We start from the raw sequence: 20,529 nt of genomic DNA on the forward strand, positions 1-20,529 counted from the left end.
TTATGAGTATACTAAGCGGCAAAAACATACTGTTAGGCATTACGGGTGGTATTGCCGCTTATAAAACAGCTTCACTTGTAAGGTTGTTTATAAAATCTGGTGCCAACGTAAAAGTGGTCATGACGCCCGCGTCCAAAGAATTTGTAACACCTTTAACCTTATCTACACTTTCTAAAAATCCCGTATATTCTTCATTTGTAAATGAAGATGAGGATACTGCTGTCTGGAATAATCATGTCGATTTAGGACTTTGGGCAGACCTTCTAGTTGTTGCACCAGCCACGGCAAATACACTTTCTAAAATGGCTAATGGGGTTTGCGATAATTTATTGCTAGCCACTTATTTATCGGCTAAATGCCCTGTGTATTATGCGCCAGCAATGGATTTGGACATGTACAAACATCCTACAACGGTTCAATCATTCGATAAATTAAATGCCTTTGGTAATATTATGATTCCTGCAACTAGCGGTGAATTAGCTAGCGGTTTGGTAGGAGAAGGAAGAATGGCCGAACCTGAAGATATCATTGCTTTTATTGAAAATGATGTTTTAGGAAAATTACCCTTACGCGGAAAAAAAATATTAATTACAGCAGGCCCAACTTATGAAGCCATCGATCCTGTACGCTTTATAGGGAATCATTCTAGCGGAAAAATGGGCTTCGAAATAGCAAAAGCAGCCGCCAATCTTGGTGCAGAAGTGATTCTGGTTAGTGGTCCAACAAATCAAACAGCAACGCATAGTCTTATTCAAGTTATTCCCGTAACAAGTGCTCAAGACATGTACAATGCTGTTCATAGTCATTTTAAAACGGTCGATGTAGCGATACTTTCGGCAGCTGTAGCCGATTTTAAACCAAAAGAAGTCGCGCTTCAGAAAATAAAAAAGAAAAGTTCGTCGTTAGTTATAGAGCTGGAAAAAACAAAAGACATTTTAGAGTCGTTAGGCGCTATTAAAACCAAGCAATATTTAGTAGGTTTTGCTTTGGAAACCGAAAACGAACTTGAAAATGCAAAAGGAAAATTAAAAAGAAAGAATTTAAATTTAATTGTTTTAAATTCGTTAAACGATAAAGGTGCTGGATTTAAAAGCGACACCAATAAAGTAACATTTATTGATGATGAAAATACCATTTCAGCGTTTGAATTAAAATCAAAATCGGAAGTTGCTTCAGACTTATTAAACAAAATTATATCACATATTTAATGCGTAACATACTCGTTTTACTCATATTTTTTATAGGAATTCAAGGGTTTTCACAGGAATTAAATTGTAATGTTGTTGTTAATGCACAGCAAACTGGAAACGAAAATTTCCCCATTTTTAAAACCTTAGAAAAAGAGCTTAGAGAATTTGTAAACAATAGAAAATGGACAAACAAAACCTTTAGTCCGCAAGAACGTATTGATTGTAGTATGGTTATTAATGTGAATAGCTACGTTGGCGAAGCCTTTCAAGCTACATTACAAATCCAGTCTTCTCGCTTAGTTTACGGCTCTTCTTATAGTACACCAGTTTATAATTTTAACGATAAAGATTTTAATTTTAAATACATTGAGTTTCAAAATTTAATCTACAATCCCACCCAATATGAGTCTAATTTAATTTCTGTTTTGGCTTTTCATGTGTATATGATTTTAGCTTTAGATGCCGATACATTTTCAGAAAAGGGTGGAAGTGAGTATTATAATCAAGCGCAAACTATTACCAATTACTCACAACAAGGCAACTCTAAAGGTTGGCAGGTTGGCGATGGTTTACAAGGTCGATTTGCGCTTATAGATAATATTTTATCGCCTACATATAAAGAGTTCAGATCGGTAATGTATGATTATCATCGTAAGGGTTTAGATGAAATGAGCGTGAATGTAAAAGCCGGAAAAGAGGCTATTTCAGAATCTTTAAAACAGTTTGAAACGATGAATAAACGTCGTCCGAATTCGTTTTTACTACGAGTGTTCTTTGATGCTAAATCTGATGAAATTGAAGATATTTTCTCTGGTGGACCCAGTATTGAAATCGCTTCAGTAAAAGAAATTCTACAGAAAATTGCACCTATGTATATCAGTAAATGGCAAAATATTAAGTATTAAAACTTAGTTTTTATAAAGTCCATTTTATATATTTATTTTTTGATTTTTATTAATTCCCAAACCTTTGCTTACATCACTTTCAATAAAAAATTACGCCTTAATCGATAGTTTACAAGTCGATTTTAATGATGGGTTTTCAATTATAACGGGTGAAACCGGAGCAGGAAAATCAATTCTATTAGGTGGTTTATCACTAATTCTTGGCAAACGTGCCGATTTAAGCAGTTTAAAAAACGCTTCGGAAAAATGTATAATTGAAGCTGTTTTTAATATTTCAAATTACAATTTAAAGGCGCTTTTTGAGGCAGAAGATTTCGATTTTGAAACGCAAACCATTATCAGAAGAGAAATTTTACCTTCAGGGAAATCTAGAGCATTTGTAAACGATTCGCCTGTAAACTTATCAAGTTTGCAAGTATTGGGCGAGCGTTTAATCGATATTCATTCACAACATCAAACGCTTCAACTTACTAGTAATGAGTTTCAGTTTCAAGTTATTGATGCTTTGGCAAATAACGAAGAAGCACTTCAAACTTATAAATTTGAATTAAAAGCCTATAAAAAATTACAAAAGCAACTTCAAGAATTGCTAGTTTTTAAAGCTGAAGCCATAAAAGAACACGATTATAATTCGTTTTTGTTGAATGAGTTGGTTGAAGCCAAATTAGTTGAAGGGGAATTGGAATCGCTTGAAGAAGAATACGAAACTTTAAATAATATTGAAGGCGTAAAGGAGAAACTTTCTGAAGCTTATACACTATTAGATGATGAACAAATTGGTGTCATTTCATCTTTAACCACATTAAAAAATGTGTTTCAGAAGCTTTCTGGTTTTTCATCAAAATACGAATCATTGCTTGAAAGGGCGACTAGTAGTTTGATAGAAATAGACGATTTGTTTAGCGAAGTTAACGACTTGCAGGAAGGTTTAGAAGCCGATCCTAATAGGCTAGAAGTGGTCGATGCTAAGTTAAAAATGCTTCATAATTTGAAGCAAAAACATGTGGCAAGCACAATTTCAGAATTAATTGAAATAAGAGACGCCCTTGATGAAAAAGTATCGGTTACCGAAAATTTAGATGGCAGCATTCAGAAAAAGGAAGAAGAAATTGCTTCACAAACTACCGTTTTAAATAAAATATCTAAAGACATTCACGACAAACGTGTTGCGGTTATTCCACAGCTTAAATCGCAATTAGAAACCATTTTGAGCAGTTTGGGTATGCCAAATGCTCAGTTTAAAATTGAAGCAGAACTAAGTAAAGAATTTTTTACTAACGGTAAAGATGTGTTGTCCTTTTTATTTTCAGCTAATAAAGGCGGTAGCTTTAACGAGTTGAAAAAAGCAGCTTCAGGGGGTGAATTGTCTCGAATAATGCTAGCTATTAAATCGGTTTTAGCAAAATATATTCAATTACCAACTATGATGTTTGATGAAATTGATACAGGGGTTTCTGGAGAAATTTCTAATAAAATGGGCGATATTATGTTGGAGATGAGCAAAACTATGCAGGTGTTTTCCATCACACATTTACCACAAATTGCAGCCAAAGGCCATTCGCATTTTAAGGTATATAAGGAAGATGTGGATAACCAAACGCAAACCAATTTAATTAAACTAAACCACGACGAACGCATTGTAGAAATTGCACAAATGTTAGGCGGTAAAGAAATGTCTACATCAGCAATTGCACATGCTAAAGAATTACTCAATTAATTACTATCTTTGTCGGCGAAATAATTATACAAAAAATACAATTCTAGATATATGTACAACTTATTAAAAGGAAAGAAAGGGATCATTTTTGGAGCATTAGACTCAAATTCAATTGCTTGGAAAACTGCAGAACGCGTTCACGAAGAAGGCGGTGAGTTTGTATTAACCAATGCACCTGTAGCCATGAGAATGGGGCAAATTAATGAATTAGCCGAAAAAACAGGTTCTCAAATTATTCCTGCTGATGCTACATCACTTGAAGATTTACAAAAACTTGTAGATCAATCTATGGAAATTTTAGGAGGTAAAATTGATTTCGTATTGCATTCTATTGGTATGTCTATCAATGTTAGAAAAGGAAATCATTACACCAATCAGAATTACGATTTTACACAAAAAGGAACTGATGTTTCTGCAATGTCATTTCATAAAGTAATGCAGACTTTATATAAGTCTGATGCCATGAACGAGTGGGGAAGTATTGTTGCTTTATCCTATATGGCTGCACAACGTGTTTTTCCAGATTACAACGATATGGCAGATAATAAGGCATATTTAGAAAGTATTGCACGTAGTTTTGGTTATTTCTTCGGAAGAGATAAAAAAGTGCGAGTAAATACCATTTCACAATCACCAACGCCTACAACGGCAGGAAGTGGTGTAAAAGGTTTCGATGGCTTTATTTCTTACGCCGACAAAATGTCGCCTCTAGGAAATGCAACTGCTTTAGATTGTGCAAATTATACCGTAACATTGTTTAGCGATTTAACAAAACGTGTTACTTTGCAAAACTTATACAACGATGGTGGCTTTAGCAATATGGGCGTTAGCGATGCGGTTATGTCTGCCTTTGTAGAAAAAGAATAGAACAAATATATTTTTGCATGAGAGCCACCTGTTTATGGTGGCTTTTTTGTTTGTGTTGATAGCTTTTGAAGTTAAGTAAATTGTAAAAACCATGGCTTTGCCTTTGCTTTAATTATTTTTGTAATATGTCTATACAGTTTTCCTTTATTATACCTGTGTACAATCGTCCTGACGAAATTCAAGAACTTTTAGAAAGTTTTGAAGCTATGGACGGCAATACACCATTTGAGATTGTAATTGTTGAAGATGGTTCAAGTTTATCATCAGAAACGGTGGTGAATTCTTTTCAAAACACATTGAACATCTCCTATTATTTTAAACCTAATTCAGGGCCTGGCGATTCCAGAAACTATGGAATGCGTAAAGCTAAAGGGAATTACTTTATCATTTTAGATTCAGATTGCATTCTGCCCAAACAGTATTTAAATGAGGTTGTTAAGCATTTGGAAATAGAATTTGTAGATTGTTTTGGAGGACCAGATGCAGCACACGAGTCGTTTTCAAATCTTCAAAAAGCAATTAATTTTTCTATGACTTCGTTTATCACTACTGGTGGTATAAGAGGAAGAAAAGATAGCGTTGATAAATTTCAACCTAGAAGTTTTAACATGGGCCTTTCAAAAGCTGCTTTTGAAGCATCAAAAGGTTTTGGTAAAATTCATCCAGGTGAAGATCCCGATTTATCAATTAGACTTTGGGAATTGGGTTTTAAAACGACATTAATCACTGAAGCTTTTGTATACCATAAACGCAGAATTTCTTGGCGTAACTTTTATAAGCAGGTTAATAAATTTGGATTAGTACGTCCTATTTTAAATGTATGGCACCCTTCAACAAAAAAAATAACCTATTGGTTTCCGCTGGTTTTTTCTTTGGGTTTGATTTTCGCTATAATACTTTGGTTTTTTAATCTTAAATTCCTTTTTGTAGCTTATATGTTGTACTTTGTGTTAGCTTTTATTTTGGCTTTGGGAAGTTCAAAAAGTTTAAGCGTGGCGTTTTTAGTGATTCCAGCCATTTTAATACAGTTTTTTGGTTATGGTATTGGCTTTTTACGTGCCACTTTTGCCGTTTCTATATTAAACAAAAACCCTGAAACATATTTTCCAAAATTGTTTTTTAAGTAACTATGGTTAAAAGAATAAAATCTAAAATACTAACCTCAATTAAAAATAAAAGGATTAATGTATTTCTAATATTTTTAGTGTCTTCTTTTATTATTTTAATCTTTACTAAACTTTCAAAAAGCTACACTGATACCATTCCTTTTGAGATTGAAAAAATTAATATTCCAGATGAATATGTAATTTTAAACGACTCAGTAAAGCTTAATATTACTTTAAAAACTCACGGATTTAGGTGGTTAAACTATTATTTTTCAACACCAAAAGTAAAAATAGATTTTACAAATGATGTTTCTAAGGAAGGCGATGTTTTTATTTATAATAAATCCAAAGCTTACCTAAACAACACACAGTTTGATAAAAAAGTAGAGCTTTTAAATTTATCTCCAGAAAAATTAAAATTTAGATACGGCGTAAATTTGGTTAAAAAAGTGCCTGTAAAATTACATATCGATGTTAATTACAGTCCCGGTTATAATACATCAACTAAAATGATAATTAACCCTGATTCTGTTCTTATTGTTGGACCTGATGTATTAGTTTCAAAAATTAATTATTTAGATACTGAAACTAAAAAACTAAAAGATGTTCGAAGTGATTTACATGAAACGGTAAAATTAAAACTACCTAAAAACGCTTCAGACATACAGTTTTCTTCAACTCAAATTACTGCAAAAGCAACCGTTGAGAAATTCACAGAGGGCACCCTTAAAATTCCTGTTTCCGTTATTAATGTGCCTGAAAACATAATAATAAAGTTTTTCCCTAAAGTGGTTAGCGTTTCTTATTATGTAAGTTTATCCAATTTTGAGAAAATTACTGCTAAAGATTTTGAAGTCATTTGTGATTACAAGAAAACAAATGAGGAGCAATCTTTTCTAATTCCTGAATTAACAAAGGTTCCTGAACTTGTGAAATATTCTAAAATTAATCAACAACGCGTAGAATTTATTATAACAAAATGATTGTAGTTGGACTTACAGGTGGCATTGGAAGCGGTAAAACTACCGTGGCTAAAATGTTTAAAGACTTAGGTGTACCCGTTTATATCGCTGATGATGAGGCTAAAAAGCTTATGCTTGAATCGAAAACAATCAAGCAGGAATTAATTCAGTTATTTGGGGAAAATGCGTATATTAAGGAGGGATTAAATAAGCCTTTTATTGCAAACATTATTTTTAATGATAAATCGTATCTCCAAAAAATGAACCAGATTGTTCATCCAAGGGTAGCCGAACATTTTAAATCATGGGCTATAAAACAAGATGCCCCTTATGTGATAAAAGAAGTTGCTATTTTATTTGAAAACGGTGGACATGAAGCTTGCGATTATGTTATTACGGTTACAGCGAGCAAAGAAATTAGGATAGAACGCTTGTTAGAACGTGATGAAACTTCGGTTGAAAAAATTGAAGCTATTATGAAAAATCAATGGTCAGATGAAGAAAAAATTAAACGCTCACAGTTTGTTATTTTTAATAATACTTTGGAGGAAACACGGGAGCAAGTTTTAAAAGTTCATCAAGAAATTATTAGAATTCTCAAATTTTAACATTTTTGTTAATGTAAGGTTAAAAGATAAGAGTTTTAATGTTAAAATGTTAATTTTGAACGATGAGCAAAAAGATATTTATCTTACTTATAATACTTATGAGCTTGTCTCTAATTGGTATTATATCCATTCAGGCTTACTATATAAATGATTCTGTCGAAAATCAAAAGGATCGTTTTAAATCTAATGTGGTCACTGTTTTAAACAATGTTTCTAACACCATTGAAGAAAACGAATTCGAAAAGTATTTCACAGAATATTTAAGTTTAGATAAAGAAAAAAAAGCAGATGAAGAAGCTGTTTCTCAGCTGCTTATTTATAGAAAAAATAACAGTACCAAAGAAACGCTTATTTATAAAAGTAACGTTTTAGAAGAAGACTATAGATTGTCTTCATCGCTCTTTGACATTGGTTTAGATAGTCTTGATATTACAAATATTATAGGGAATTCAAGCACTGAAATTTATAGTAATATGGAATCGGCAGATAAGGATTTAAAAAGTCCGATTTCAAAAATTATTAGAAGCGGAACGATTGATGAAGCCCAAAAATTAAGTTTCGAGAAAAATTTTAAAGAGGTTTTAAAAAGAAAGCCTGTTTATAAAAGAGTTTCAAAAGAAGAAATTAAGAGTTTATTGTCTGAAAAACTTCAAAAATATGGAATCGGAATCGATTTTGAATTTGCAGTTTATGGCAATGATTTAGCGACGAAAGTACACAGTGATAATTTTGAATATGATAAAGAATCTACTTTTGGTGTGCCTATTTTTTACGATGAAAATAACCGTAGCCTTTATAGACTATTAGTAAATTTTCCAGACGATAGAAAATTTATTCTGTCGGGTATCTTGGGCATGATTTTGCTATCAGTAATGTTTACATTAATCATTATTCTAGCTTATGGCTCTGCGTTGTATCAATTAGTAAAACAGCGTAAAATTTCTGAAATTAAAACAGATTTTATAAACAACATGACGCATGAGTTTAAAACACCTATTGCAACCATTAATTTAGCTTTAGATGCGATTAAAAATCCAAAAGTTATAGATGATAAGGAAAAGGTTTATAGATACCTTGGAATGATTAAGGAGGAAAATAAACGTATGCATGCGCAAGTTGAAAATGTATTAAGAATATCTAAATTAGAAAAAAACGAACTTAATATAACCAAAGATAGAGTTAACTTACATGAGTTAATTGAAGATGCTATTACGCATGTAGAATTAATTGTAGAAGACCGTCAAGGCTATATAAAAACGTTTTTAGATGCCGAAAAAACATCGATTTTAGCCAATGAAACACATTTTACCAATGTGATTGTAAATATGTTGGATAATGCCATTAAGTATTCGCCAGAAGCACCTCAAATAGAAGTGTATACCGAAAACGTAGGCACCAATATATTATTAAAAGTAAAAGATCATGGTAGCGGAATGAGTAAAGCTGCTGCCAAAAAAGTGTTCGAAAAATTTTATAGAGAACACACCGGAAATATTCATAACGTAAAAGGCCACGGTTTAGGTTTGGCCTATGTTAAAAGAATTGTAGAAGACCATCAAGGTCATGTATCAGTAGAAAGTGAAAAAGACAAAGGAAGCACATTTACCATAAAGCTTCCCTTAATATCATAGCATTATGGAAGAGCAAAAAAAGAAAATATTATTAGTTGAAGACGATCCTAATTTTGGAACCGTTCTGAAAGATTATTTAATGATGAACGATTACGAAGTTACTCATGCTAAAAACGGCATGGAAGGTTTCGAAAAGTTTAAAAAAGATGATTTTGATCTATGTATCCTTGATGTGATGATGCCTTATAAAGACGGGTTTACATTAGCAAAGGAAATTAGAGAAATGAACACCGACGTGCCAATTATATTCCTAACGGCTAAAACCATGAAGGAAGACGTTTTAAAAGGGTATAAAGTGGGAGCAGACGACTATTTAAATAAACCTTTTGATAGTGAAGTATTGCTGATGAAGATTAAAGCCATCATGCAACGTAAGGCGACAGAAACCATCTCAGATAGCAAACAGTTTGAATTTAAAATTGGCGCATTCGATTTAAATTCTAAACTACGTTTCTTAAAATACAATGGGGGAGAACCGGTTAAGTTATCTCCTAAAGAAAACGAATTATTACGCTTATTGGCACTTCATGAAAATGATTTAATGCCAAGAGAATTAGCACTAACAAAAATATGGCGCGATGATAATTATTTTACATCACGTAGTATGGATGTGTACATTGCTAAACTTCGTAAATATTTAAAGTTAGATGAAAAAGTAGAAATACTTAACATTCACGGCGAAGGATTTAGGTTGGTAGTAAACCCTTAAATAAATCCGGTTTATATTAAAAGAATCCAGCTTTATGCTGGATTTTTTTTGCTTGTATTTTATGTAAAAGTCAGAATTTTAATAACATATTTTATTATCTTGAATTTTTAATTTTTAAAATGCTTAATGGCTTTAAATAAAGAACTTGAATTGGCATGGTCGTTTGTAAATACAACAAACCGATCTATTTTTTTAACAGGAAAAGCAGGAACTGGTAAAACCACATTTTTACACCGTTTAAAAAAAGACAGTTTAAAGCGCATGGTGGTTGTGGCTCCAACTGGTGTAGCCGCAATAAATGCTAAAGGGGTTACTATTCATTCCTTTTTTCAAATGCCATTCGGACCTATTTTGCCGGATACCGATTTAAACGCTTCTCAAGGTTTTAATAGAAAATTCAGTAAAACTAAAATTAATATTATTAAGTCGATGGACTTATTAGTTATCGATGAGATTAGTATGGTTCGAGCCGATTTGTTAGATGGTATTGATAAAACTCTCCGTAGGTTTAGAACTCACGACAAGGTTTTTGGAGGTGTACAGGTTTTAATGATTGGCGATTTACAACAGCTTTCTCCAGTTGTTAAAGACCAAGAGTGGGCACTTTTAAAACAACATTATAGAAATGCTTTCTTTTTTAGTAGTCATGCTTATGCGCAATGTAATGCGATTTCCATCGAGTTAAAACATATTTATAGGCAAGAAAACCCCAAGTTTATTGAGATTTTAAATGAAATTAGAAATAATGCTTTATCTGAAGCAGGCGCTAATGAATTAAATAAACGGTACATTCCAAATTTTGCCCCAGAACCCGATGCGGGCTATATTTCATTAACGACTCATAATAACAAAGCCGAAGCTACAAATAAAGCAGAGCTTGATAAATTAGACGCCAAAATACATACCTATAAAGCCGTAGTAGAAGGGAAGTTTCCAGAATATGCTTATCCCAATAGCGAATCTTTAGATTTAAAAGTTGGGGCGCAAGTTATGTTTGTTAAAAATGATAGCGATCCTGCTAAGCGTTATTTTAATGGGAAAATTGGAAAAGTTATTCTTTTAGAACAGGATGAAGTGGTTGTGCACTGTTCTGATGACGATTTTAATATCGAGGTAACTCCCGAAATTTGGGAAAATATAAATTATACGGTCGATAAGGAAACCAAAGCGATTTCTGAAGAAAAAATAGGTTCCTATACTCAAATGCCACTGCGTTTGGCTTGGTCTATTACCATACATAAAAGTCAGGGTTTAACTTTTGAAAAAGCGATTATAGACGCCCAAGGTGCTTTTGCTCACGGTCAAACTTATGTGGCATTAAGTAGATGCAAATCGTTGGAAGGTTTGGTCCTAAAAAGTAAAATTCATTCCAATCAAATTATTAGCGATAGTAATGTGATAACTTTTAATGAAAACGCTGAAAAAAATGCTCCCGATGATGTTGTTTTAGAACATTCAAAGCAGCATTTTCAATTGGATTTGATCCATGAAATTTTTCAGTTTTATGAGTTCTTATATCCTGTAAATCGCATTTTAGATATTTATTATAAAAATAAAAACAGTATCGAAGGTAAAATTGAGGAGCCATTTTTAAATATTAAAAACACACTCACGCAGTTTTTAAAAGTGACAAACGGATTTATTTCCCAATTGAAACAGCTTTCTGAAAATGCCGGTTTACCCGAATCAAATGCTGTAGTTCAAGAACGTTTTATCAAGGCTATTGGCTATTTTAGTGAAGAAACACAAACACATATTGTAACACCCTTAAAAACTTTAGCATTTACTACCGATAACCAAGCTATTGGTGGCGAGATTACTAAAAATTTAGATGCTTTTGAAGAATTATTGGCTGTTAAATTACTTTATTTTAAAGAATTAAAAAGTGGTTTTAAAACTTTGTCATTTTTAGAGTTACGGGCAAAATCTGTGTTTATGGGTAAAGACAAGCCTAGGAAATCCAGACAAAAAGTTGCCGATGGCACAAGTCATGTTGAGCTTTTTGAAAGTTTACGAGTGTTAAGAAACGAGATTGCAGCGGAAAAAAGCTTGGTACATTTTCAAGTGTTTACTCAAAAGGCACTGTATGAAATGTGCGAAACTTTACCTACAAACAAAAATGAATTACTTAAAATAAACGGTATGGGGAAAACCCGTGTTGAAAAATACGGCAATGCCATTTTAAAAGTAATAAACGATTATTGTGAGGAAAACGATATAGAAACTTCTCAAGAGGTTGCTATTTTTGAAGATAAACCTAAAAAGAAAAAAGGGGATACCAAGAGAGAATCATTAAATCTATTTAAATCGGGAAAGACGTTAACCGAAATTGCCGACATAAGAGAACTTAATGAGAGTACTATTTTTGGACACCTTGCTAGTTTTATACCCACTGGAGATGTACAGGTTTTTGATTTGATGTCGAAACCCCATTACGAGGAATTAAAAAACATCATTCCCAAAAAAGAATTTGAGAATTTATCCGACTTAAAGCATCAATTGGATGAAAAATACAGTTACGGTGAGTTGCGTTTAATGTTAGAAGAATTAAAAATAACGAAGCGTTAGTTATTTCTTATTAAACATACTATCCATGATGGTTTTAATGCCTTTAAAAATTAAGAAAATGGCCAAAATACAAACGGCACAAGCAATGATAAATAATGGGTAGTAAAACGGAGAATTAGGCTTGCTATAGGCTAGACTTAGTAAAATAGGGCCAGAAAACAGGCATAAAACAGCAAAAAGTAATGTTTTAAGGCCTTTTGCTAAAACGGTTTTATCTGTTTTATTAGTTTCCATGGTTGTAGTTTTTTATAGCAGCTCTAACATTTTTATGCTCCGTTAATAATTGGGAAGCAATCTCTTGAGTCACATTTATCTCAGCCATAATCATACGAATACCGCGGTCAACAAGTTTGTTATTACTTAATTGCATATCTACCATTTTATTGCCTTTTACATGTCCTAACTGAATCATTGTAGAGGTTGTAATCATATTAAGCACTAGTTTTTGAGCCGTACCAGCTTTCATTCTTGAGCTTCCAGTTACAAATTCGGGACCAACAACAACTTCAATAGGGAATTGTGCTGTTTGTGATAACGGACTGTTTTTATTGCAGGTTATGCAACCTGTAATGATTTGGTTTTTATTGCAAGCCTCTAAAGCAGCGATAACATATGGCGTGGTTCCTGAAGCTGCAATGCCAATAACCACATCGTTTTTATTGATGTTATATGCTTGTAAATCTTTCCAACCTTGTGTGGTGGAATCTTCAGCAAATTCAACGGCTTTTCTAATAGCAGAATCGCCTCCTGCAATTATTCCAATAACCAAATCGAAAGGCACACCAAAAGTAGGCGGGCATTCCGAAGCATCTAAAATGCCTAACCTTCCGCTGGTTCCTGCCCCCATATAAAATAAACGTCCGCCAACTTTTAGCTTTTCAACAATTTGTAGCACCAAGGCTTCAATTTGAGGTAAAGCGTTTTCAACAGCTGTAGGAACAGATTTATCTTCGTTATTTATATTTTGTAATAATTCGGAAACAGACATCTTTTCTAGATGATTGTAATTCGAATCTTGCTCGGTCGTTTTAGTGAAACTCATGTTTCAAAAATACGTAAATTTTTAGTTTACATCATTTCCAACACATATATCCTTTTGGAATTTTTAGTGTGAAGATTTTGGAAAACTATTCAACAATGTAATTAACCACATCAGTCTCGGTTACTCTAAAATAACCAAATGGGAAATGCTCAGGATTAGTTGTGTTAACACAATTTCCTCGAACTGTAGCAGGAGTAGTTTCAAATGGGTCGCCTGAGTTGCCGTTGGTTTGTTCTAATAAAATATAGGTAAACTGATAGGTTTGCTTAGATATTCCTGAATTTCGAATAATTAAATCGTCTCCAGGTTCAATTTCATCATTAGAATAAAAAGCGAAAATCTGATTCCCATCACTAAATTCATCATCATATACTTCTAAATTGATTGAGCTTCTATTTTGTGAAACAAACTCAAAAAGATAAAAATTTTCATCTCCAACAGGGTCGGTGTAATAGGCTTTTATTTCAATGTCTTCACCTGAAAATCCACCGTCATTTTTTTGTTCTATATAATCAATAGGAACTACAGGAACTAGGGTTTCTGTAGCTATATAGGTTTCATTTTCATATTCGATAGTGAGGTTATAAACTTCATTGATAGCAGGAATAAAATTATTCGTCATATATACCCCGCTATCATCATTTTCAATAAAAATAAATGTGTTATTGTTTGAATCGGTAACTGTAACCGAAGCTCCTGTGGCAGGAGGAATTGTTTCAGAAAAATAAGGTGCTGTTAGGGTTAGTTTTATAAATTGGTTGCTTCCCGTTGTGCCTTTTTCCCAACTTAATGATGCGTCTATAACTAATCTTGGGTCTGCATTATCTAAATCGATTTCGATTACGTCTTCACATGAAACTATTGAAAGTAAACAAACCAATAATATGAATTTTATGCTTTTCATATTTTTAAAATTTAAAATTATAAGATAGTGAAGGCACGATGCCAAAAATTGAAAGTCTTGTTGCTTCATTCCTTCCTGTATCTTGATTTTCACCAAATGAAATTGAGGCCGCATTTTTACGATTGTAAACATTGTAAATGCCAAACACCCAATAACTCTGCCAACCCTCGCGTTTATTAGGTTTAGGTGTGTAAGTCATGGAAACATCTAAACGATTATAAGCAGGTAATCGATCTGAATTTCTACTCCCATAACTTGGGAAAGTAACACCGTTATATTCAAATTGTCCGTTTGGAAATGTTGCTGGTTGCCCTGTTTGATACAAAAAGTTAGAGCTTAATGTCCATTTATTATTAAATTCATAGCTTCCAGTTACGGAAATATCATGGGTTTTATCGTAAGGTGTGTTATACCAATCGCCGTTGTTTATGCCCGTTTCCTGTGGCGTTCTTCCAGGAGTTTGTTGTTCAGATTTTGACAAAGTATAAGCAATCCAGCCATTAAAACGGCCTTTGTTTTTTCTTAACAACAATTCTAAACCATAAGATTGCGATCTTCCGTTTAGGATAACTTGTTCAATGGCATTATTCGCTACCAAATCGGCACCATCAATATAGTCAATTCTATTTTTTACCTTTTTGTAAAAACCTTCAATTTCTAAAGAATAATTATTGTCATAGATATCTTTGAAATAGCCTACAGCATATTGGTCGAGTAACTGAGGTTTAACGTATTTACCACTTGGTGTCCAAATATCTAATGGGGTAGGCGAGCTGGTGTTTGAAAGTAAATGTAAATATTGAGTCATTCTGTTGTAGCTTATCTTTACAGAACTTTCATTGTTTAAAAGATAAGCCATGGACGCTCTAGGTTCTAAATTTGAAAAACTTTCAATAACATCGCTGCGTTTAAAAGTCTCGTCACCACTAGGGGTAGCCGATTCATAAATTTTAAATTCCTCATTAAAAATAACAGGTTGATCGTTATCGTATGTGTAAAGTTGATCTTGCCCGAAACGATGAAACGTGCTAAATCGCAAACCGTAAGATAGCGAGAGTTTGTCTGAAACTTTATGTTCAACATCTAAATAAATAGCATTTTCAAAGGCGTATTTATTGGTTAATTTATATGGATTAATGCCTGAAGTTGGTACGGTTGGTTTGATGTCTCCGGGGTTAAACGTGTAATAAACGCTATTTAAACCGTATTGTAATTTTACTTTTTGGCTCACATAATGTTTAAGATCGTATTTAAGGTTGAAGTTTTTAATGCCTGAAAGCCAATCAAATTCAACAAAATTTAGTTTTAAAGCATAGTCATAATCGGAGTAAATTACCGATAAATTGGAAAAGAGTTTATCTGAAAATAAGTGATTCCATCTAAAGTTTAAAATGGAATTACCGTAGGTGTTTTCAAAGGTATCGTCTACTTTAAAAACATCACGACCAAAATATCCAGAAAGATAAATGTTGTTTCTATCGTTTAATTTATAGCTTAGTTTGGTGTTTAAATCGTAGAAATATGCCGTGTTATTGATATCGAAAAGCGGTAAAAATAAATGAGCATAACTAGAGCGTCCGCCTAAAAGAAAAGAGCCTTTGTCTTTTTTTATGGGGCCTTCAAGTAGTAATCGGCTTGAAACAAGACCGATGCCACCATTACCATGAAATTCTTTACTGTTACCTTCTTTTTGATAAATATCAAGTACCGATGAAACACGCCCTCCATAACGCGCAGGAATACCACCTTTGTATAATTTTAAGTCTTTAATCGCGTCTGGATTAAACACTGAAAAGAACCCGAAAAGATGTGAGGAATTATAAACGGTAGCCTCATCTAATAAAATTAAGTTTTGGTCTGCAGCACCACCACGAACGTTAAATCCAGAAGCCCCTTCGCCTGCACTAGTTACTCCTGGCAACATCGTGATGGCTTTTATAATATCGGATTCGCCAAGCACTACAGGAATTTTTTTAATGGTTTTAGAGGTGAGTTTGTTCACACTCATTTGTGGTGCTTTTATATTGGGTTTCTCAATGTCTTCTGTAATAACTACGGTTTCTAGGCTTTCAAAACTATCGGTTAAACTAAGGTTTTTAGATATGTTTGAATCTAATACAATAGTCTCAGAAACTGTTGAAAAGCCCAAATAGCTAATTACTATTTTGTAAGTGCCTTTGGGGAGGGTTATGGAGTAGAAACCATATTCGTTGGTGGTTGTTCCGGCTTGTATTTCTGGAAAAATAATATTGACACCAATTAGAGTTTCGTTGCTATTTTGATCGGTTATGGTTCCGCTTAAGGTGAACTTTTCTTGGGCATTTCCTAAATGGAAAGTTAAACAGAAAAGTAAAGTAATCCCGTATAAAAGGTTTTTCATTTGGGTGTGTGGTTCTTTAATAACTAGCCATAAAAGTATAAAAAAAAGCCCCTATAAAAGGGGCTTTAGTAAAGTATGTTTAAAAAATCGATTAAGCGATAATCGAATTGAATGTTGCACTTGGTCGCATTACAGCGTTTACAAGCGCTTCATTTGGCTCGTAATATCCACCAATAGTTGTTGGTTTTCCTTGAATCTCGTTTAATTCGGCAACAATTTTAGATTCGTTGGCAGCTAATTTTTCAGCAATAACTTTAAATTCAGCTTTTAAATCTTGATCGTCGTTTTGATTCGCTAATTCCTGTGCCCAATATAATGCTAGGTAAAAATGACTTCCTCTGTTATCTAATTCACCAGCTTTTCTAGAAGGTCCTTTTCTGTTTTCAAGAAGTGTACTTGTAGCATTATCTAGAGTTTCTCCTAAAATTTTAGCTTTAGCATTGTTGTTTACTTCGCTAAAGTGCTCTAAAGAAACAGCTAATGCTAAAAACTCGCCTAAAGAATCCCAACGTAAGTGATTTTCCTCTAATAACTGTTGTACGTGTTTTGGAGCAGAACCACCAGCACCAGTTTCAAATAAACCACCACCATTCATTAATGGTACGATAGATAACATTTTTGCGCTGGTTCCAACCTCTAAAATTGGGAATAAATCGGTTAAATAATCACGTAATACGTTTCCAGAAACAGAAATTGTATCTTCACCTTTTATAAGACGCTCACATGTAAACAAAGTGGCATCAATAGGCGATAAGATTCTTAAATCTAATCCTTTAGTATCGTGATCTTTTAAATACGTGTTTACTTTTTTAATAATTTCAGCGTCATGCGCTCTGTTTTCATCTAACCAAAATACAGCTGGAGTTTGAGATGCTCTAGCACGTGTAACGGCTAATTTAACCCAGTCTTGAATAGGAGCGTCTTTAGTTTGACACATTCTCCAAATATCACCTTCTTCAACATTGTGCTCTAATAATGTGTTTCCAGAAGCATCAATAACTTTTACTGTTCCGTTTGAAGCGATTTCAAAAGTTTTATCGTGCGATCCGTATTCTTCAGCTTTTTGAGCCATAAGACCAACATTAGGAACTGTTCCCATAGTTGTTGGATCGAAAGCACCGTGTTTTTTACAGAAATCGATTGTGGCAGCGTAAATTCCAGCATAACTACTATCAGGAATTACGGCTTTTGTATCTTGTAGTTTACCTTCAGCATTCCACATTTGTCCAGATGTACGAATCATAGCTGGCATAGAAGCATCAATAATTACATCACTTGGTACGTGTAAATTTGTAATGCCTTTGTCTGAGTTTACCATAGCAACTGCTGGTCCGTTTTTGTAGGCAGCATCAATATCAGCTTCAATGGCTTTGCGTTGATCTTCTGGTAATTCTTGGATACGCTCTAAAACGTTACCAAAACCAGAATGTACATTAACACCTAAAGCTTTGAACGTTTGTGCGTGTTTGGTAAAAACATCTTTGAAAAAAGTTTCAACAGCATGACCAAAAATAATTGGATCACTAACTTTCATCATCGTAGCTTTCATGTGTAATGAAAACAATACGTTATTTGCTTTAGCATCTGCAACTTGTTCTTCTAAAAAGGCCATTAAGGCTTTTTTATTCATAACAGTAGCATCGATAATTTCACCTTCTAATAAAGCTAAGTTTTCTTTTAAAACTGTAGTTTCTCCAGTTGATGATGTATGTTGAATACTTACTGAAGTGGCTTTTGAGATGGTTGTAGACTTTTCGTTGTGTGCAAAATCCCCTTCGCTCATTGTAGCTACGTGAGATTTTGAATCGCTAGTCCAAGCACCCATTGAGTGTGGGTTTTTTTGAGCGTAATTTTTAACAGCTTTAGGAGCGCGTCTATCACTATTACCTTCACGTAATACGGGATTTACAGCACTACCTTTAACTTTATCGTATCTTGATTTAATATCTTTTTCAGCCTCTGTAGAAGCTTCATTAGGATAATCAGGAATTTTAAAACCTAAAGTTTGTAATTCTTTTATAGCACCTTTTAATTGTGGTACCGATGCACTTATGTTTGGTAATTTTACAATGTTAGCTTCTGGCTTTTTAGCTAACTCACCAAGAATGGCTAAGTCATCTGATACTTTTTGATCTTCAGTTAAGAAATCAGGAAAACTCGCTAAAATTCTTGCAGCTAACGAAATATCTTTAGTTTCAATGTTAATCCCAGAAGATTTAACAAAGGCTTTAACTATAGGTAAAAGTGAGCGTGTTGCTAACGCCGGAGCCTCGTCGGTTTTTGTGTAAATTATTTTAGACATTAGTGTCGGATTTATTTATGAATTATTTAAAAGCTAAAAACGAGAAGTTATAATAGGTTTCATTTTTAGCGATGCGAATATACAAAATTAGATATTTATATGGGTTTAATGGATAAATGAAAAGGATTTAACCTAAAAGTTTTATAATAATGATAAAAATGGGGGTACCTAATATGAATTTGTTAAAAATAATGTGAAGAAGTTATTAAAAAACAAAAGCCATATCACTGCAGAATTTAATCTACTTTGACATGGCTTTCTTGAAATAACTTACGTGACCTATTTTAGAATGTTACTAAAATCATTTACAATTTTCATCTAAACTTTCAGTTCAAGTCCTGTTATTTCAATGAAACATTCATTTAATTTTCAAAATGTATTGACCTATTAACTAAATGCTCCGGTTAATTGTTTTTTTAAACTAACAAATCCTTACTCGCTTACACGATGATTTGTATAGTTATTACTTTTTACAACATATCCTTGCGTTTACGTTGTTTTAAAGCTTTCATTACTCAAATCTTCACTTACTTTTAATCATAAATATTGAATAACGCTATGGTTTTTACTTATTCATTTTTACACATGAAGTAATTTAACCTAAAAAAACAATTATTATAAGAACGTATTTTATATATGTTAGAATGTCCTATAAATTCACTGTTCAAATGAAACCAACCCAAAAGGATTGTTATTAATTCTGTTACTAAATTACGTAATTTAATCCAGTTGGTCAAGAATTTTAACATATTAGTTTTCAACTGGTTATCAACCGTGCTTATTAACTTTTGTTCATAAAAAAAGCCTTGAAATAAATCAAGGCTTTTAAATGCTGTATTAGCATAAATTTTATGCTTAACGTCTACGCTCAGTAATTCTGGCTTTTTTACCAGTAAGACCTCTAAAGTAGTAGATTCTTGCTCTACGAACTTTACCACGTTTGTTAACTTCAATTTTTTGTAATGCAGGTAAGTTAACTGGGAAGATACGCTCTACACCAACAGTTCCTGACATTTTTCTAATTGTAAAAGTTTCTGAAGATCCAGATCCTCTTCTTTGAATAACCACACCTCTAAAGAACTGTGTTCTTACTTTTTCTCCCTCTCTAATTTCGTAGTATACAGTAATTGTATCACCAGCTGCAAATTCTGGGAATTCCTTTTTTGTTACAAATTCGTCTTGTACAAATTTTACTAAAGATTCCATATCTTTAAATTTTATTAATATTAATTCAGAACAACATTCACGATTCTCGCCAGAGGTTAACCCGAAATTGGCTGCAAATATAATTAATAATTAGCAATGCACAATTATTAATTATATTTTTTCGCTGTTTCCCTTGTGTAGCAGGCTGTTCCTTGTGTTTTTGTGTTTAATTTGGACTAAATATATTATTGAAAAAGGCGCTGCTCAAGACAAAGAATATTAAATTCTACTCAATACTTATAGTTTTCTAACTAAATAAATGCAAATTCTACGGGTGAAATATTCAGAATTTTTTGACACAAAAAGGGTCAATCTCAAAAGTTGTGGAGCATCTAAAAAAGCAAGACCTTTGAATAAAAATTTTTAATGCCATCAGATTCATTATTAGCCATAGCCAATTTATTACTTCCAGAAATACTTATTAAGTATTTT

Annotated in this window: 16 protein-coding genes; 10 read left to right on the forward strand and 6 right to left on the reverse strand. The window is 33.0% G+C overall.

What is annotated here, in order from left to right:
* The first annotated feature begins 2 nt into the window (after positions 1–2).
* From coaBC to H6X70_RS15270, 10 genes are all read left to right on the forward strand, one after another.
* Complete coding sequence (coaBC, locus tag H6X70_RS15225) at positions 3–1,208, forward strand: bifunctional phosphopantothenoylcysteine decarboxylase/phosphopantothenate--cysteine ligase CoaBC (RefSeq protein WP_194768557.1); 1,206 nt, start codon at positions 3–5, stop codon at positions 1,206–1,208.
* The gene (locus H6X70_RS15230) at positions 1,208–2,095 is read left to right on the forward strand and encodes a DUF4835 family protein (RefSeq protein WP_194768558.1); all 888 of its coding nucleotides are present in this window, start codon (positions 1,208–1,210) and stop codon (positions 2,093–2,095) included. The genes coaBC and H6X70_RS15230 overlap by 1 nt, the downstream gene beginning before the upstream one ends.
* A gap of 64 nt (positions 2,096–2,159) precedes the next feature.
* Entirely contained in the window at positions 2,160–3,812 is a 1,653-nt protein-coding gene (gene recN, locus H6X70_RS15235) for a DNA repair protein RecN (RefSeq protein ID WP_194768559.1), read from the forward strand.
* A 51-nt stretch (positions 3,813–3,863) separates the two neighbouring features.
* Positions 3,864–4,679 (forward strand): enoyl-ACP reductase, encoded by an 816-nt coding sequence (locus H6X70_RS15240; protein WP_194768560.1) that lies wholly within the window; start codon positions 3,864–3,866, stop codon positions 4,677–4,679.
* 125 nt (positions 4,680–4,804) lie between these two features.
* Positions 4,805–5,806 carry a glycosyltransferase gene (locus H6X70_RS15245; protein ID WP_194768561.1) on the forward strand — a complete coding sequence of 334 codons (1,002 nt, stop codon included), beginning with the start codon at positions 4,805–4,807 and terminating at the stop codon, positions 5,804–5,806.
* A gap of 77 nt (positions 5,807–5,883) precedes the next feature.
* Positions 5,884–6,768, forward strand: coding sequence for a CdaR family protein (locus H6X70_RS15250; RefSeq protein ID WP_317171478.1), 885 nt, complete (start codon positions 5,884–5,886; stop codon positions 6,766–6,768).
* Complete coding sequence (coaE, locus tag H6X70_RS15255) at positions 6,765–7,355, forward strand: dephospho-CoA kinase (protein WP_194768563.1); 591 nt, start codon at positions 6,765–6,767, stop codon at positions 7,353–7,355. Before H6X70_RS15250 ends, coaE begins: the two co-directional genes overlap by 4 nt.
* Positions 7,356–7,453: 98 nt before the next feature.
* On the forward strand, positions 7,454–8,986 hold the full coding sequence (locus tag H6X70_RS15260) for a sensor histidine kinase (protein WP_194768564.1): 1,533 nt from the start codon (positions 7,454–7,456) through the stop codon (positions 8,984–8,986).
* Between the two features lie 4 nt (positions 8,987–8,990).
* Positions 8,991–9,695: a response regulator transcription factor gene (locus H6X70_RS15265; protein ID WP_194768565.1), complete on the forward strand. Its 705-nt coding sequence runs from the start codon at positions 8,991–8,993 to the stop codon at positions 9,693–9,695.
* A 126-nt stretch (positions 9,696–9,821) separates the two neighbouring features.
* Entirely contained in the window at positions 9,822–12,263 is a 2,442-nt protein-coding gene (locus H6X70_RS15270) for a helix-turn-helix domain-containing protein (RefSeq protein ID WP_194768566.1), read from the forward strand.
* On the opposite strand, the gene H6X70_RS15275 is transcribed toward H6X70_RS15270, so the two are convergent.
* The 6 genes from H6X70_RS15275 to rplS form a co-directional block, all read right to left on the reverse strand.
* Positions 12,264–12,497, reverse strand: coding sequence for a DUF6095 family protein (locus H6X70_RS15275; RefSeq protein WP_194768567.1), 234 nt, complete (start codon positions 12,495–12,497; stop codon positions 12,264–12,266).
* A complete protein-coding gene (gene murQ / locus H6X70_RS15280) occupies positions 12,487–13,305 on the reverse strand; it encodes an N-acetylmuramic acid 6-phosphate etherase (RefSeq protein WP_194768568.1) in 819 nt (272 codons plus the stop codon). Before murQ ends, H6X70_RS15275 begins: the two co-directional genes overlap by 11 nt.
* Before the next feature lie 85 nt (positions 13,306–13,390).
* Positions 13,391–14,209 (reverse strand): DUF4249 family protein, encoded by an 819-nt coding sequence (locus H6X70_RS15285; protein WP_194768569.1) that lies wholly within the window; start codon positions 14,207–14,209, stop codon positions 13,391–13,393.
* A gap of 4 nt (positions 14,210–14,213) precedes the next feature.
* A complete protein-coding gene (locus H6X70_RS15290) occupies positions 14,214–16,589 on the reverse strand; it encodes a TonB-dependent receptor (protein WP_194768570.1) in 2,376 nt (791 codons plus the stop codon).
* A 91-nt stretch (positions 16,590–16,680) separates the two neighbouring features.
* A complete protein-coding gene (locus H6X70_RS15295) occupies positions 16,681–18,891 on the reverse strand; it encodes an NADP-dependent isocitrate dehydrogenase (RefSeq protein ID WP_194768571.1) in 2,211 nt (736 codons plus the stop codon).
* Positions 18,892–19,746: 855 nt separating this feature from the next.
* On the reverse strand, positions 19,747–20,097 hold the full coding sequence (gene rplS / locus H6X70_RS15300) for a 50S ribosomal protein L19 (protein ID WP_194768572.1): 351 nt from the start codon (positions 20,095–20,097) through the stop codon (positions 19,747–19,749).
* Between the last annotated feature and the right edge of the window lie 432 nt (positions 20,098–20,529).

Origin of the sequence: Tamlana sp. I1 (assembly GCF_015355625.1) — a bacterium.
Taxonomy (GTDB): Bacteria; Bacteroidota; Bacteroidia; order Flavobacteriales; family Flavobacteriaceae; genus Pseudotamlana.

Excerpts from the sequence above, each read along its gene's own strand:
- H6X70_RS15270 (WP_194768566.1), top strand. The coding sequence starts at position 9,822 with ATGGCTTTAAATAAAGAACTTGAATTGGCATGGTCGTTTGTAAATACA.
- H6X70_RS15285 (WP_194768569.1), bottom strand. The coding sequence starts at position 14,209 with ATGAAAAGCATAAAATTCATATTATTGGTTTGTTTACTTTCAATAGTT.
- H6X70_RS15260 (WP_194768564.1), top strand. The coding sequence starts at position 7,454 with ATGAGCTTGTCTCTAATTGGTATTATATCCATTCAGGCTTACTATATA.
- H6X70_RS15275 (WP_194768567.1), bottom strand. The coding sequence starts at position 12,497 with ATGGAAACTAATAAAACAGATAAAACCGTTTTAGCAAAAGGCCTTAAA.
- H6X70_RS15295 (WP_194768571.1), bottom strand. The coding sequence starts at position 18,891 with ATGTCTAAAATAATTTACACAAAAACCGACGAGGCTCCGGCGTTAGCA.
- H6X70_RS15290 (WP_194768570.1), bottom strand. The coding sequence starts at position 16,589 with ATGAAAAACCTTTTATACGGGATTACTTTACTTTTCTGTTTAACTTTC.
- H6X70_RS15265 (WP_194768565.1), top strand. The coding sequence starts at position 8,991 with ATGGAAGAGCAAAAAAAGAAAATATTATTAGTTGAAGACGATCCTAAT.
- coaBC (WP_194768557.1), top strand. The coding sequence starts at position 3 with ATGAGTATACTAAGCGGCAAAAACATACTGTTAGGCATTACGGGTGGT.
- coaE (WP_194768563.1), top strand. The coding sequence starts at position 6,765 with ATGATTGTAGTTGGACTTACAGGTGGCATTGGAAGCGGTAAAACTACC.
- murQ (WP_194768568.1), bottom strand. The coding sequence starts at position 13,305 with ATGAGTTTCACTAAAACGACCGAGCAAGATTCGAATTACAATCATCTA.
- H6X70_RS15240 (WP_194768560.1), top strand. The coding sequence starts at position 3,864 with ATGTACAACTTATTAAAAGGAAAGAAAGGGATCATTTTTGGAGCATTA.
- H6X70_RS15245 (WP_194768561.1), top strand. The coding sequence starts at position 4,805 with ATGTCTATACAGTTTTCCTTTATTATACCTGTGTACAATCGTCCTGAC.
- rplS (WP_194768572.1), bottom strand. The coding sequence starts at position 20,097 with ATGGAATCTTTAGTAAAATTTGTACAAGACGAATTTGTAACAAAAAAG.
- H6X70_RS15230 (WP_194768558.1), top strand. The coding sequence starts at position 1,208 with ATGCGTAACATACTCGTTTTACTCATATTTTTTATAGGAATTCAAGGG.